We start from the raw sequence: 15,229 nt of genomic DNA, 5'->3' as shown, positions 1-15,229 counted from the left end.
ATGCAAGGCGCTCAGCTCAGACATCAGCCACCCGCACCCGGCCGCAAGCCGGTGCCGCGGGGTGCCAGCCGAATGGTGGCCAAAGAGCCGATGTCCGCGCGCCTGCCGAAAGCCAATTTCGGTTTTCTGAAAAGCCTGTTCTGGCCGGTGCTGCTGGTCGCGCTCGGGTTCGGTACTTACGAAGGCGCGCAGCGTTTGCTGCCGTACGCCGACCGGCCGATCACCAAGATCGCCGTGCAGGGCGACCTGAGCTACATCAGCCAGCAAGCGGTGCAGCAGCGAATTGCCCCTTTTGTGGCGGCGAGCTTCTTCACCATCGATCTGGCGAGCATGCGCAAGGAACTTGAGCAAATGCCCTGGATCGCCCACGCCGAAGTGCGTCGGGTCTGGCCCGATCAAGTGGTGATTCGCCTCGAAGAGCAACTGCCGGTGGCGCGTTGGGGTGACGAGTCTTTGCTGAACAACCAGGGCCAGGCGTTTACGCCCAGGGAACTGGCGAACTACGAACACCTGCCACAGCTGTTCGGCCCCCAACGGGCCCAGCAGCAAGTGATGCAGCAGTACCAAGTGCTGAGCCAGATGTTGCGCCCGCTGGGCTTCTCGATTGCACGCCTGGAATTGCGTGAACGCGGGAGCTGGTTCCTGACCACCGGTGCCGGCAGTTCCGGCCCCGGCATCGAGTTGCTGCTGGGACGCGGCAACCTGGTGGAAAAGATGCGCCGTTTCATCGCCATCTACGACAAGACGCTCAAAGAACAGATTACGAACATTGCGCGCATCGATCTGCGCTACGCCAACGGCCTCGCTGTTGGCTGGCGGGAACCAGTAGCGCCGACGACAGCCCAACCCGCTGTCGCAAAGAATTAAGAAGAGGCAGGACCCATGGCAAACGTGCAAAGCGGCAAAATGATCGTCGGTCTGGATATCGGCACCTCCAAGGTGGTGGCGCTGGTAGGCGAGGTCTCGGACGACGGCACGCTGGAAATCGTCGGTATCGGTACACATCCGTCCCGCGGCCTGAAAAAAGGCGTGGTGGTGAATATCGAGTCCACCGTGCAATCGATCCAGCGCGCGATCGAAGAAGCCCAACTGATGGCGGGCTGCCGCATTCACTCGGCGTTCGTCGGCGTGGCGGGCAATCACATCCGCAGCCTGAACTCCCACGGCATCGTCGCGATTCGTGATCGCGAAGTCAGCTCGGCTGACCTTGAGCGTGTTCTCGACGCTGCCCAGGCAGTGGCGATCCCGGCTGACCAGCGCGTGCTGCACACCCTGCCGCAGGATTACGTGATCGATAACCAGGAAGGCGTTCGCGAACCTCTGGGCATGTCCGGCGTACGTCTGGAAGCCAAGGTTCACGTGGTCACCTGCGCCGTCAACGCCGCACAGAACATTGAAAAATGCGTGCGTCGCTGTGGCCTGGAAATCGACGACATCATTCTTGAGCAACTGGCTTCGGCCTACTCGGTCCTGACCGACGACGAGAAAGAACTGGGCGTGTGCCTGGTCGACATCGGCGGCGGCACCACCGACATCGCGATCTTCACCGAAGGCGCGATCCGCCACACCGCGGTGATCCCGATTGCCGGTGATCAAGTGACCAACGACATCGCCATGGCGTTGCGCACTCCGACCCAGTACGCCGAAGAGATCAAGATCCGTTACGCCTGCGCCCTGGCCAAACTGGCCGGTGCCGGCGAAACCATCAAGGTGCCGAGCGTTGGCGATCGTCCACCGCGCGAACTGTCGCGTCAGGCCCTGGCCGAAGTGGTCGAGCCGCGTTACGACGAACTGTTCACCCTGATCCAGGCTGAACTGCGTCGCAGCGGTTACGAAGACCTGATCCCGGCCGGCATCGTCCTGACCGGCGGTACGTCGAAGATGGAAGGCGCCACAGAACTCGCCGAAGAAATCTTCCATATGCCGGTACGCCTCGGTGTTCCGCATGGCGTGAAAGGCCTGGATGACGTGGTGCGCAACCCGATTTATTCCACTGGCGTTGGCTTGTTGATGTACGGCCTGCAAAAGCAGTCCGACGGAGTTTCGTTCTCCGGCATCGGCAGCCGCGACAGCTACAGCAGCGACGAGCCACAGGCGCCGCTGCTGGACCGATTGAAGAAGTGGGTTCAAGGCAACTTCTAAAGCTTTACCGCAACACCGCAACAAAACGCAGTAGGCGAAAAAACTAGAGAATGTAAGGAGAGGGAAAATGTTCGAACTCGTAGACAACATCCCCGCAAGCCCGGTAATCAAAGTTATCGGTGTTGGCGGTGGCGGCGGCAACGCTGTCAATCACATGGTCAAGAGCAACATCGAAGGCGTCGAATTCATCTGCGCCAACACTGATGCTCAAGCGCTGAAAAACATCGGCGCGCGTACCATCCTGCAACTGGGCACCGGCGTGACCAAAGGTCTCGGCGCTGGCGCCAACCCTGAAGTAGGTCGTCAGGCCGCTCTCGAAGACCGTGAGCGCATTGCCGAAGTCCTGCAGGGCACCAACATGGTGTTCATCACCACTGGCATGGGCGGCGGTACCGGTACCGGTGCTGCACCGATCATCGCCGAAGTGGCCAAGGAAATGGGCATCCTGACCGTTGCGGTCGTGACCCGTCCGTTCCCGTTCGAAGGCCGCAAGCGTATGCAGATCGCCGACGAAGGCATCCGCATGCTGTCCGAAAGCGTCGACTCGTTGATCACCATTCCTAACGAGAAGCTGCTGACCATCCTCGGTAAAGACGCCAGCCTCTTGTCGGCTTTCGCCAAGGCTGACGATGTACTGGCCGGTGCCGTTCGCGGTATCTCCGACATCATCAAGCGTCCGGGCATGATCAACGTCGACTTCGCCGACGTACGTACCGTGATGAGCGAAATGGGCATGGCGATGATGGGCACTGGCTGCGCCAGCGGTCCGAACCGTGCACGTGAAGCCACCGAAGCTGCCATTCGTAACCCGCTGCTGGAAGACGTGAACCTGCAAGGCGCACGCGGCATCCTGGTGAACATCACCGCCGGTCCTGACCTGTCCCTGGGTGAGTACTCCGACGTGGGTAGCATCATCGAAGCCTTCGCTTCCGAGCACGCCATGGTCAAGGTCGGTACCGTTATCGATCCGGACATGCGCGACGAACTGCACGTGACTGTGGTTGCCACCGGTCTGGGCGCGAAAATCGAGAAGCCTGTGAAGGTTATCGACAACACCGTTCACACTTCGATGGCTGCCTCTCAGGTGCAACAACCGGCTCCGTCCCGTCAGGAAGCGCCGGCGGTGAACTACCGTGATCTGGACCGTCCGACCGTCATGCGCAACCAGGCTCAGGCCGGTGCTGCGGCTGCCGCGAAGATGAATCCGCAAGATGATCTGGACTACCTGGACATCCCGGCATTCCTGCGTCGTCAGGCCGATTGATGGAATGTATCAGGGCTATGAAGGTGATTGGTGTTCAGCAAAGGCTCGGTCTGCTATTATCGCCAGCCTTTGTTGATACCAGTTCGCAATTTGCGCTGAAGCGGCCCAAGCCATGATTAAACAACGCACACTGAAAAATATTATCCGTGCCACAGGTGTAGGCCTGCACTCCGGTGAGAAGGTCTATCTGACCCTCAAGCCTGCGCCTGTCGACACTGGCATTGTGTTTTGTCGCGCTGACCTCGACCCTGTGGTGCAGATTCCTGCCCGCGCGGAAAACGTCGGTGAAACCACTATGTCGACGACGCTGATCAACGGCGACGTCAAAGTGGACACGGTAGAGCACTTGCTCTCGGCCATGGCTGGCCTGGGCATCGATAACGCCTACGTCGAGCTCTCCGCGTCCGAAGTCCCGATCATGGATGGCAGCGCTGGACCCTTCGTATTCCTGATTCAATCGGCTGGCCTGGAAGAACAGGACGCCGCCAAGAAATTCATCCGCATCCTGCGTGAAGTGACAGTGGAAGACGGCGACAAGCGCGCCACTTTCGTCCCTTTCGAAGGGTTCAAGGTGAGCTTCGAGATCGATTTCGATCACCCGGTATTCCGGGACCGCACCCAAAGTGCAAGCGTGGATTTTTCCAGCACTTCGTTCGTAAAAGAAGTCAGCCGCGCCCGTACTTTCGGTTTCATGAGTGACATCGAGTACCTGCGCAAGCACAACCTCGCACTCGGCGGCAGCGTTGAAAACGCAATCGTGGTCGATGCCGATGGCGTACTGAACGAAGACGGCCTTCGCTATGAAGACGAATTCGTGAAGCACAAGATCCTCGATGCCATTGGCGATCTGTACCTGCTGGGCAATAGCCTGATTGGTGAGTTCAAAGGCTTCAAGTCCGGTCATGCACTGAACAACCAGCTGCTGCGCAAGTTGATTGAGCAGACAGACGCTTGGGAAGTGGTGACGTTCGAAGACGCCAGCACCGCACCAATCTCTTACATGCGCCCTGTTGCGGCCGTGTAAGTAAAAAACCTCTCTAGTTTTTTGAAGGCCATCCTCGGATGGCCTTTTTTTATGCCTGTTGTTTTTGTATTGCTGACTTGGCGCCTTCGCCGCAGAACTTTCAGGAAGCAACCACCACCCGATTGCGGCCACCTTCCTTGGCCTGATACAACGCCTTGTCCGCCGCAAACAACAACTGCTCCAGCGTCATCTCACTGGCCGCTGTCCAGACACAAATACCGATACTCACCGTCATCGGCACCTGCGCTCCGTTGCGCCACGGCAATTGCTCCACCGCCTGACGAATATGCTCGGCAATCTGCTGCGCGCCCGCGCTGTCGGTCTCGGCCAGAATCACCGAAAACTCTTCGCCGCCATAGCGCGCCACCAGATCCGCCGGTCGTCGCACACTCGCCGTGATCACCTTGGCCAGCTCGCGCAACGCCTGATCGCCAGCCTGATGCCCATGGAGGTCATTGAAAGCCTTGAAGTGGTCGGCATCGATCATCATCACCGACAGCGGCTTGCCCGAACGTTGGGCGCGGAACCACTCGTGGCGCAGCGCCTGATCGAGCATCCGCCGGTTGGCTACCCCGGTCAGCGCATCGGTGGCCGCCAGTTGCGCCAGCTCGCGCTCGGCCCTTTGGCGCAAGCGCAGTTCCCGGGCCAGCAGCCACGTCAGCCACAGCAGACCGAGGCACAGTATGCCGGTGGCGCCGCTGATCAGTAACGCCGTGCGCCGCCAAGTGCCGAACACTTCATCGCCGGACAGTGCGACGATCACCGTCAACGGCAAATTGCCGACTCGCGAATAGGTATAGAGCCGCTGTTGGAAATCGATGCTCGAAACGCTGTTGAAACTGCCATTGCCGGTTGGGTCGCGCAGGATCCGCACCACATTGGGCCGATTGCCGAAGCTTTTGCCGATGGAGTCGCTTTGCAGGTACGGCTTCTGCGCCAGCAATACACCGTCGTTGTCGATGATGTTCAGCGTGCTGTTGTGGCCAATGTCGAGGCTGTTGAACAACTGGTCGAAGTAATCGAGCTTCAACGAAGCCACGGCCACGCCGACGAATTCCCCGGTTTCAGAGGAAATGCGTCGGCTGAAGCTGATGCGCCATTGATTGGCTTCATCGCAGTCGCAACGGGTCTTGAACGGGCGGCTGATAAACATGCCAGTGTCGCGGTTGAACGCATGGGCAAGGAAGTAATCGCGGTCGGCGAAGTTGCCGGGTTTGGGTTCGACGCGCGAAGAATCGGCAACCACATCGCCATGCTTGTCGAGCAACAGAATGTCGCCTTTGTAGCGGGCGGTGGTCGAACGGTCGAACAACGCCAGATGGCGGATCTGCGGCGTGACGTCGCGCAAGTCATCACGCTGCGAGGCGGCGATCAGGCCTTGCAGCGTCAGGTCGTACAACTCGACGGTGCGCAGCACGTCGGCATCGATCAACTGAGCGATGGTCTTGGCACTGCGGGTGGCCGACTCCTGAGCGTTGGCGTGCTCACGAATCAATAGAAAAGTGACGATGCAGATAATCGCGATCACGGTCAGCAAGCTGCCACAAATCAGCAGCAGTTCGGGGCGTCCGGTTTTGCCCGAAGCAGGTGGGGTACGGCTCGCGATCATGATGGGGTTGTCGGTTGGGAAGTTATATAAGCGTAGTTGCAGACGCAAAAAGGCCAGCCTTCAGGCTGGCCTTTTTACTGTAGCGCCGATCTTAGAAGACGTTGATCGGGTAGTCGATGATTACGCGGTATTCATCTGTGTCTGAATCAATCGCGCCGTACCCGTTACCTCCACGGTTAGTGGCCCATTGCAGGCGCACTGCCAGATCTTTGGCCTGGCCACTTTGCACCACGTACTTGAGGTCGATGTCGCGTTCCCAGTGCTTGGCGTTGCGTCCATCGGCGCTGTACCAGTTGGAATAGCCCTGGCTGTCCGGGTCCACTTTGGTCAGGTCAACCGTACCGCGCGAGTAGGACACCGCCGACGTCAACCCCGGCACGCCGACACCGGCAAAGTCGTAGGCGTACTTGAGCTTCCACGAACGCTCGTTGGGGCCGTTGAAGTCCGAGTACTGCTGGGAGTTGTCGAGGTAAACGCTGTCGCCCTGGCTGATGTAGTCGAACGGCGTATTGCCGTTGACCCGCTGATACGCGGCAGTGACGCTGTGGCTGCCGATGCCGACGGTGAAATGCAGGCTGTAGGTGTTGTTGTCGATGTCGCCGAGCAGCGCATCGCCGGTGTCTTGGGTGTGATAAAAGTGCAGGCCAGGGTTGAGGCTGACCAGATCATTCACTTGCCAGGTGTAATCCAGATCGTAGTAGTACTGGTTCCAGATGTCCTTCAGCTCCGAGGCATACAGGCTGCTGGTCAGGCCTTCAACGCCGCTCCAGGAAACGCCGGCCCAGTTCAGGTGACGGCTATCGTCACCATCGGTCAGGGTGCCATACGAAGTACCGATGCGCGTGTGGCCGCTCTGGTTGTAAGGCTTGGTGAAACTGGCCTGGCCGCCTTCAATCAACCAGCCATCGAAGCTGTGGTTGGTCAGGCTGACGCCACGAAACGTCTGCGGCAGCATGCGGCTGTCACCGCCGGCAATCACCGGGTTGGTAAGGAATAGATCTCCGGCCTTCAGTTCAGTGTCGAACGCACGCATTTTCAAGGTGCCGCCCGCTGTCGAGAACGACCCCGGCGCTTTGCCGTTGCCATCGCTGATCGGCAGGATGCTGGAGCCGTCCGTGCCGCCACCACCATCCAGTTTCAGCCCGAGCATGGCGTGGGCATCCATGCCGAAACCGACCGTACCTTCGGTGTAACCCGACTGGAAGATGCCGAGAAAGCCCTGGCCCCACTCGATGTTGTCGTCCGCCTTCTGCAGGCGGTTGCGATTCATGTAGTAGTTGCGGGCGTTGAGGTTGAGGCTCGAGCCTTCGACGAAGCCTTCTGGTGCGGGTTCGTCGGCGTGAACGGCAGGGGCAATCGTTGCGGCAATTGCAATGAACAGCGGCGTGTAACGGACTGGGTAACGCACGTGCGGTAAAGCTCCTTGGGTCAACGGCACCTCAATGTCTTGAGGCGCTAGATGTTTCTTGTTGTAAAAGACGCACCAAACAGCTTTCAGACCACAACGAAAAAAGGCCGCTGAAAGGCAGCGGCCTGGAATGACGACGGTTGAACGGGAAGAGCCAAACAACCGCGTCGAGGGAAACGGTGCAGTGCGCGACTCAGCTGTCTTTCTCGGACGCTTGAGCCTGGGCGGCGGCAGCTTGAGGCGCCTGCGTCGCGTCTTTGGCCTTGGCCATCATTTCTGCCTGATGCTGATCGTACGCCTGGGCACGTGCGCTGTTTTGCGCGACGAACGCTTGGGATTCTTCAGCCATCGCCATGGGCGACAGGATCAATGAGGACAAAACGAAAGCGCTGGCAATACCCATACTGTTGGACATTCTGAAAACCTTCTTGCTTGGCAAGTGCTGTTTGGTGCGGGCAAAGATAAGGTTGCCGGGCGGTGGGAAACAGCGTGATTTTCATAAATGACTGTTGCGCAGAAGGTAAAAGTCGAAGATCGCGGTGTAGTCAAGAGCAACCCCCTCACCCCAGCCCTCTCCCCTAGGGGGGGCGAGGGGGAAAGGGAGCAGATCCGGGGCTTTTCAGAATCCGGGTTCGACTGGATATTTCAGGTCGGCGTACCTTGAAAGAACAACGCGGTCAGTCCCCTCTCCCTCTGGGAGAGGGTTAGGGTGAGGGGCTTTTCAGACCGGTAAATAAATCCCGAAGGTATTCATCCCCCGATCACTGCGCACAAACACATCCCCACCATGCATCAGCGCAATCGCTTTCACGATCGCCAGCCCCAGCCCATGGTTGTTCCCACTGTTGCTGCGCGAAGCATCGACCCGATAAAAGCGCTCGAACAACCGTGGCAAATGCTCACTGGCAATCGGCGAACCGGGGTTGGCCACGCCGATACTCACCTGATGTTCCTCGACCTCGATGCGCACCTCGATCACCTGACCCGCTTCAGTGTGCTGCACTGCGTTACTCAGCAGATTGATCAACGCCCGTCGCAAATGCGCGACCTCGATCTGCACCTGTGCATCGCCGCTGACCTGCACCTGAACCTGCGCGTCTTCGAGGATGAAATCCAGGTATTCAAGAGTCGTTGCCACCTCATCGGCCAACGACGTCGAAGTCAGTTTGGTGGCCTTGTTGCCCTGATCGGCACTGGCCAGAAACAGCATATCGTTGATGATCGAACGCAGCCGCTCCAACTCTTCGAGATTGGATTGCAGCACTTCGAAGTAGTGCTCGGCCGAACGTCCGCGCGTCAGTGCTACCTGCGTCTGGCCAATCAGATTGGTTAGCGGCGAGCGCAGCTCATGGGCCACATCGGCGTTGAACGATTCCAGCCGCGAGTAAGCCTGTTCAACCCGTTCCAGCGTCGAGTTGAACGAGTCGACAAACTGCTCAAGTTCCGGTGGCAATGGCGAAAGACGCAAGCGCCCGGCCCGCAGCGGCGGTGCCAGGCGTTGCGCCTCATGGGACAGTTTGATCAGCGGTTTGAGGCCGATCCGCGCCACCCAATAGCCCAGTGCCGAGGCCATCAGCACACCGGCAATGGCCAAGCCGATCAAGGCGATCAGCAGGTTGTGCTGGGTCTCATGAAAGGTCTCGGTATTGATGCCGATCATAAAGCGCAGGGGCGGGCGCTGATCCTTGGCCGGCAACTCGGTCAGCAGCACCTTCAACGGGTAAGGCTGGCCGGGTAACTTCAAGTCATGCATGCCCGTCGGGCCTTTGGCGAAGGCGCGGATCTCGGCATTCGGCTCGCCGAACTCATAACCCGGATTGCCGCTCACCACCCAGAAACGAATGCGTTTGTCTTCTTCGCTCAGCAGCTTGAGCTTGGCGTTGATCTTCACCCAATGCTCGGGCGTACCAAAACGGTTGAGGGCCGACTCCAGCACGCTGTAACGCGCGTCCAGTTCGGCTTCCGGCAACAGGCCCAAACCCTTGTCGACCTGCTGATACAGCGCGCCGCCGATCAACAGAAACACCACCAACGCCACCAGCGTGAACATCCCGCTCAGGCGCAGGGCAATAGAATTACTGGACACCGCGGCTCTCCAGCACATAACCCATGCCACGGATAGTGTGCAGCAGTTTCTCGTCGAACGGCCCGTCGAGCTTGGCCCGCAGGCGTTTGATCGCGACTTCGACCACGTTGGCGTCGCTGTCGAAATTGATGTCCCAGACCATCTCGGCAATCGCGGTTTTCGACAGGATTTCACCCTGGCGGCGGGCGAGGACGCTCAGCAACGAAAACTCTTTGGCGGTCAAATCCAGCCGCGTGCCGGCACGGGTAGCCTTGCGGCTGATCAAATCTATCCACAGGTCGGCGATGCTCACTTGCACCGGTTCATGGCCGCCGCTGCGTCGTGTCAGCGCTTGCAGGCGCGCGACCAGTTCAAGGAAGGAAAACGGTTTGCCCAGGTAATCGTCGGCGCCATCGCGCAGGCCCTTGATGCGGTCTTCAACGCGTTCGCGGGCGGTGAGCATGATCACCGGGGTTTGCTTGCGCGCACGCAATGCGCGCAACACGCCAAAGCCGTCGAGGCCCGGCAGCATGACGTCGAGGACGATCACCGCGTAGTCGCTTTCCAGCGCCAGGTGCAGGCCCTCGACGCCGTCGCGGGCCAGATCCACTGTGTAACCCTGTTCCGTCAGACCGCGGTGCAGATAATCCGCGGTTTTTTCCTCGTCTTCGATAATCAGAACGCGCATGACCCGCCTCAGTCTGTGGTCGCCAGTGCCGGTAAAGGCATGGGTTTGGGCCGATGAAATAGCCGCTCAAGCCACAAGTATATGACCGGCGTGGTAAACAGCGTCAGCATCTGGCTCACCAACAAACCGCCCACCACGGCGATCCCCAACGGCTGGCGCAGTTCGGCGCCGGTGCCGTAGCCGAGCATCAGCGGCAGCGCGCCGAGCAGGGCGGCGAGGGTGGTCATGATGATCGGCCGGAACCGCGTGATGCACGCCTCGAAAATCGCTTCCTGCGGCGTCAGCCCACGGTTGCGTTGGGCTTCGAGGGCGAAGTCGATCATCAGGATGCCGTTCTTCTTGACGATGCCGATCAGCAACACCAGGCCAATCAGCGCCATGATCGAAAAGTCCTGGCCGCAGATCCACAACATGATCACCGCTCCCAGGCCCGCCGCCGGCAGCGTCGAAATGATCGTCAGCGGATGCACGAAGCTCTCGTAGAGCACACCGAGAATGATGTACACCGCCACCAACGCCGCGAGAATCAGCCAAGGCTGACTGGCCAGCGAACTTTGGAATGCCTGCGCCGCACCCTGGAAATTGCCGCTGATCGCGGTCGGCATGCCGATCTCGGCCTGGGCTTGGTTGAGGAGAATCACCGCATCGCCCAACGCCACGCCGGGGGCGAGGTTGAACGACAGGTTGGCGGCCGGGAACATGCCGTCATGGGCAATCGACAACGGGCCGATGGTCGGCGCGTCGAACCTGGCCAGCGCCGACAGCGGCACCATTTCCCCGCTCAGCGGCGAGCGCAGGTAGAAATAGTTGAGGCTTTCGGCCTTGCCGCGCTGCTTGGTGTCCAGCTCCAGAATCACGTTGTACTGGTTGACCTGAGTCTGGAATTCATTGACTTGCCGTTGGCCGAAGGCGTCGTACAGCGCCTCATCGACGTCACTCGCAGTCAGGCCAAAACGCGCAGCGGCGCTGCGGTCGATGCTGATGTGAGTGATGCTGCCGCCCAATTGCAGATCGTTGGAAATATCGCGAAACGCCGGGATGCTGCGCAGTTTTTCCGTCAGGCGCTGGGTCCAGGTGGCGAGGGTCGCGCCGTCGTTGCTCTTGAGCACGTATTGATACTGCGCACGACTCGGGCCGGAGCTGAGGTTGATGTCCTGGCCGGCGCGCAGATAAAGCACGATGCCAGGGACTTTCATCAGTTGTGGGCGAATTCGGTCAATGAACTGGCTGGCGCTGACGTCGCGGTCACCGCGTTTTTTCAGGGCGATCCAGAAGCGACCGTTGGCAATGGTCTGGTTACTCCCGGACACACCCACCGAGTGGGAAAACGCCTGCACGGCCGGATCGGCGGCGACGATTTCGGCCATGGCCAAGTGTTTTTTCACCATGTCGCCGTAGGAAATATCCGCAGCGGCTTCGGTGGTGCCGAGGACAAAACCGGTGTCCTGTATCGGGAAGAACCCCTTGGGGATAAAGATGTAACCGGCGACGGCCAAAGCGAGGGACAAGCCAAACACGCCGATCATCAATTTCTGATGGGCGAGGGCGCGGCGCAGGCCTTTTTCGTACCAGCCGAGCAAGCGTTCGCTGAACCCCGGTTTATCGCTGGCGTGGTGCACCGGTTTGCGCATGAACAACGCCGCCAGTGTGGGTGCCAGCGTCAGCGAAACCACCACGGAAATCATGATGGTCGAGGTTGCCGTCAGAGCGAATTCCTTGAACAACCGCCCGACCACGCCACCCATAAACAGCAACGGAATAAACGCCGCCACCAGCGAGAAACTGATCGAGACCACAGTGAAGCCGATCTCGCCGGCGCCTTTTATCGCGGCCTCGCGCATCTCGTCGCCGGCCTCCAGATGCCGGTGGATGTTCTCCACCACCACAATCGCATCGTCGACCACAAACCCCACGGCCACCACGATCGCCACCAGCGTCAGGTTGTTGAGGCTGAAACCGAGGATGTACATCAACGCGAAACTGGCGATCAGCGACACACCGAGCACTGCTGACACGATCAGCGTCGCCGACAACTGGCGCAGGAACAGCGCCATCACCGCCACCACCAGCAGGATCGCGATCAGCAGCGTGATCTCGACCTCATGCAGCGAGGCGCGGATGGTCTGGGTGCGGTCGATCAGAACGTCGACCTGCACAGAGGCTGGCAGCATGGCTTCGAGGCCGGGCAGGGCGGCTTGAATTCGATCCACTGTCTCGACGATGTTGGCGCCCGGTTGGCGCGAAATGACCAGGTTTACCCCCGGTCGATCACCCGCCCACGCTTGCACATAATCATCTTCCGAACCGTTGATGACGTTGGCGACATCTCTTAGGTGAACCGGGGCGCCATCCTTGTAGGAAACAATGAGTTGGCGGTATTCCTCGGGCTGGAACAACTGATCGTTGGTCGACAGCGTGGAAATACTCGACTCGCCGTAAAGCGCTCCTTTTGCCAGATTGAGGCTGGTCTGTTGGATCGCCAGACGGATGTCGGCGAGGGTCAGGCCAATGGCCGCGAGTTTATCCGCTGAGGCCTGCACCCGGATCGCCGGACGTTGCTGACCGGTAATGTTGATTTGGCCTACGCCGTCGATCTGACTGATCTGACGTGCCAGCAGGGTTTCCACCAGATCACTGAGTTCGGTGCCGGGCATCTGTGTCGAGCTGACACTGAGGATCAGCACCGGGCTGTCCGCCGGGTTGACCTTCCTCCAGGTCGGCAGCGTCGGCATGTCCTTGGGTAGCTTGCCGGCGGCGGTGTTGATCGCCGCTTGTACTTCCTGGGCGGCCGTGTCGATGCTCTTGTCGAGGCTGAATTGCAGGGTCAGCAGGGTTGAGCCCAGGGCACTGCTTGAGGTCATCTGGGTCATGCCGGGGATGGCGCTGAATTGCACCTCCAGTGGCGTGGCCACGGACGAGGCCATGGTGTCGGGACTGGCACCGGGCAATTTCGCGGACACCTGAATCGTAGGAAATTCCGCTTCCGGCAGTGGGGCAATCGGCAAGCGCGGGAAGGCAATAATGCCGACCAGCACCAAAGCGATGGTCAGCAGAATCGTCGCCACCGGGTGATCAATGCACCACGTCGAAATCCCTTTGTGTTCCTTCATGGTTTAGGCCCTGCTTGCACCACCTGCGGCGGCTCACTCATCACTTGCACAGTCGAACCGGATTTGAGCCGCGACTGGCCGTCAGTGACCAGCACGTCACCGGCCTTCACGCCTTTGATAATGTCCTGACCGCTGCCCTGATAAACCATCTGCACCTGTACGGCTTCGACCTTGTCGCCGTTCACGCGATAGACGAAGTGTTGATCGAGGCCGCGTTGTACGACGGTGGGCGGGACGACCAGCGCATCTTTCTCCAGAGCCGTCTGAATTTTTACCGTCACCAGCAGGCCCGGCCAGAGTTTCTGGCTGGCGTTGTCGAATTCGGCCTTGGCGCGGATGGTGCCGGTGTTGGCGTTGATCTGGTTGTCGATCAGGGTCAGATGACCTTCGCCGAGCAGATTGCCGGTTTCGCCATCGGTGTCGGCACCGATGTAGGCCTTGACCTGCGCGTGCTGCGGATCGTTGATCAGGCCTTGCAGGGTGGGGAGCATTTGCTGGGGCAGGGCAAATTCCACGGCGATCGGGTCGATCTGGGTCACGGTGAACAGTCCCTGGGTGTCGGTCATGCGCAGGAAGTTGCCTTCGTCGACTGTGCGAATCCCGACGCGGCCGGTGACCGGGGAGCGAATCTGCGTGTAGGAAAGTTGTACCTGCGCGGCGTCGATCGAGGCCTGGTTGCCCTGGGCGGTGGCTTTGAGCTGGTTGACCAGGGCTTGTTGCTGGTCGTAGGTCTGTTTGGAGACGCCGTCGTCGACGCTGAGCAGTTTGTAGCGTTTGAGGTTGACCAGGGCGACTTGCAGTTGGGCCTGGCTTTCGCCCAGTTGCGCGCGGGTCTGGTCGAGGCTGGCGCGGATTGAGCGGTCGTCGATGGTGGCGAGCAGGTCGCCGGTTTTGACCAGTTGGCCTTCTTTGACGAGGATTTTGGTGAGGGTGCCGTCGATCTGCGGGCGTACGACCACGCTGTGTAATGAAAGGACTGAGCCGATGCCGCTGGTGTAGCGGGGGACGTCTTTTTCGCTGACGGTTATGACTCGTACCGGGATGGCGGTTGGGGTGGCGAGTTTGGTCGGGGCCGGTTTGATTGCAAACCATAGGCCCATGGCTGCCAGGGCGATGAGCAGGGTGGCTAGCAGGGCTTTGTGTTTTTGGATTCGCATGCTTTGGGGCGCCAAGGGTATGGAGTTTGGGCAGGTTGGGTATTTATAAACTTGTTTGGGGGTCAGGAGGGTGACCGGAAACTGACGGCGCTGTCAGTTTGGTGGGGGTTTTGGGGGTGGGTGAATATCCGTTGCTGCGGGTGTTGCTGATTAGGGTTCCGCCCTTACGGCGGGTCACTTTTTCCAGACGCCGAAAAAGTAACCAAAAAGGCTTTGCCCTGACGTTCGGCCCTCGCTGTGGCTCGGGTTCCTTCGCTCCGGAATTGATCCGGGCGCATCGCCTCCGGTTTGCTGCGCTGCACCTCCTCTCGATGTGTTCGACTTCGTCGAACGGTCGCTGCGCTCCCACACCCGGATCAATCCCTCCGCTCAGCCTGCCGACGGGCTCTGAGATCAAGATCAAGAGCTTTACTCGAGCTAACGCTCATTGTTGAGTGGGGCGGCATTCGCCGCATGCGGGTTGTACCTGTCTCCTCTGTAGGAGCTGCCGCAGGCTGCGATCTTTTGATCTGGCTTTTGCTTTCTGTGGGAGCTGGCTTGCCAGCGATGAGGCCCACACAGTCACCCGATTACTTTGCTGTGTTTAGAGGTGTATGAAATCACCAGAACCTTCCCACAAGGTTTTCAGGTTGTCCGTCGGACGTGCGCTCTCTAGTCTTTGGCTGTCGCTGACAACTCAGCGATCGGGAGTGAGATCCCCGGATAGCTTGCAACTGACGCCAACACAACGATAATTGGCGCCAACTCAATCTGCTGCCTGCG

11 protein-coding genes are annotated in these 15,229 nt (G+C 59.6%); 4 read left to right on the top strand and 7 right to left on the bottom strand.

The genetic code is table 11. The features are described 5' to 3' along the window. The 4 genes from ACA069_RS23465 to lpxC all read left to right on the top strand — a co-directional run bounded on the left by ACA069_RS23465 (nt 1) and on the right by lpxC (nt 4,430). Nucleotides 1-867: a cell division protein FtsQ/DivIB gene (locus ACA069_RS23465; protein WP_187677996.1), complete on the top strand. Its 867-nt coding sequence runs from the start codon at nt 1-3 to the stop codon at nt 865-867. 15 nt (nt 868-882) lie between these two features. Then, on the top strand, nt 883-2,142 hold the full coding sequence (ftsA, locus tag ACA069_RS23460) for a cell division protein FtsA (RefSeq protein WP_187677995.1): 1,260 nt from the start codon (nt 883-885) through the stop codon (nt 2,140-2,142). 67 nt (nt 2,143-2,209) lie between these two features. Then, nucleotides 2,210-3,406 (top strand): cell division protein FtsZ, encoded by a 1,197-nt coding sequence (gene ftsZ, locus ACA069_RS23455; RefSeq protein ID WP_187677994.1) that lies wholly within the window; start codon nt 2,210-2,212, stop codon nt 3,404-3,406. A gap of 112 nt (nt 3,407-3,518) precedes the next feature. After that, nucleotides 3,519-4,430 carry a UDP-3-O-acyl-N-acetylglucosamine deacetylase gene (lpxC, locus tag ACA069_RS23450; RefSeq protein WP_007916984.1) on the top strand — a complete coding sequence of 304 codons (912 nt, stop codon included), beginning with the start codon at nt 3,519-3,521 and terminating at the stop codon, nt 4,428-4,430. Between the two features lie 100 nt (nt 4,431-4,530). Here lpxC and ACA069_RS23445 read toward each other — a convergent pair whose 3' ends face one another. The 7 genes from ACA069_RS23445 to ACA069_RS23415 form a co-directional block, all read right to left on the bottom strand. Then, nucleotides 4,531-6,039 carry a sensor domain-containing diguanylate cyclase gene (locus ACA069_RS23445; protein ID WP_497615329.1) on the bottom strand — a complete coding sequence of 503 codons (1,509 nt, stop codon included), beginning with the start codon at nt 6,037-6,039 and terminating at the stop codon, nt 4,531-4,533. Nucleotides 6,040-6,130: 91 nt separating this feature from the next. Further along, nucleotides 6,131-7,447: an OprD family porin gene (locus ACA069_RS23440; protein ID WP_489878748.1), complete on the bottom strand. Its 1,317-nt coding sequence runs from the start codon at nt 7,445-7,447 to the stop codon at nt 6,131-6,133. A 193-nt stretch (nt 7,448-7,640) separates the two neighbouring features. Beyond that, a complete protein-coding gene (locus ACA069_RS23435; protein WP_187677991.1) occupies nt 7,641-7,862 on the bottom strand; it encodes a hypothetical protein in 222 nt (73 codons plus the stop codon). 306 nt (nt 7,863-8,168) lie between these two features. Beyond that, a complete protein-coding gene (locus ACA069_RS23430; RefSeq protein WP_497615328.1) occupies nt 8,169-9,533 on the bottom strand; it encodes a heavy metal sensor histidine kinase in 1,365 nt (454 codons plus the stop codon). Continuing rightward, a complete protein-coding gene (locus ACA069_RS23425) occupies nt 9,523-10,200 on the bottom strand; it encodes a heavy metal response regulator transcription factor (RefSeq protein ID WP_007916978.1) in 678 nt (225 codons plus the stop codon). Before ACA069_RS23425 ends, ACA069_RS23430 begins: the two co-directional genes overlap by 11 nt. 8 nt (nt 10,201-10,208) lie before the next feature. Next, nucleotides 10,209-13,310 (bottom strand): multidrug efflux RND transporter permease subunit, encoded by a 3,102-nt coding sequence (locus ACA069_RS23420; RefSeq protein WP_497615327.1) that lies wholly within the window; start codon nt 13,308-13,310, stop codon nt 10,209-10,211. Then, entirely contained in the window at nt 13,307-14,467 is a 1,161-nt protein-coding gene (locus ACA069_RS23415) for an efflux RND transporter periplasmic adaptor subunit (protein WP_497615326.1), read from the bottom strand. Before ACA069_RS23415 ends, ACA069_RS23420 begins: the two co-directional genes overlap by 4 nt. Nucleotides 14,468-15,229 lie beyond the last annotated feature (762 nt).

The organism is Pseudomonas sp. LBUM1652, assembly GCF_059716105.1.
Note: the sequence above shows the minus strand (reverse complement) of the source record. Positions and strands in the feature narration are given on the sequence as shown.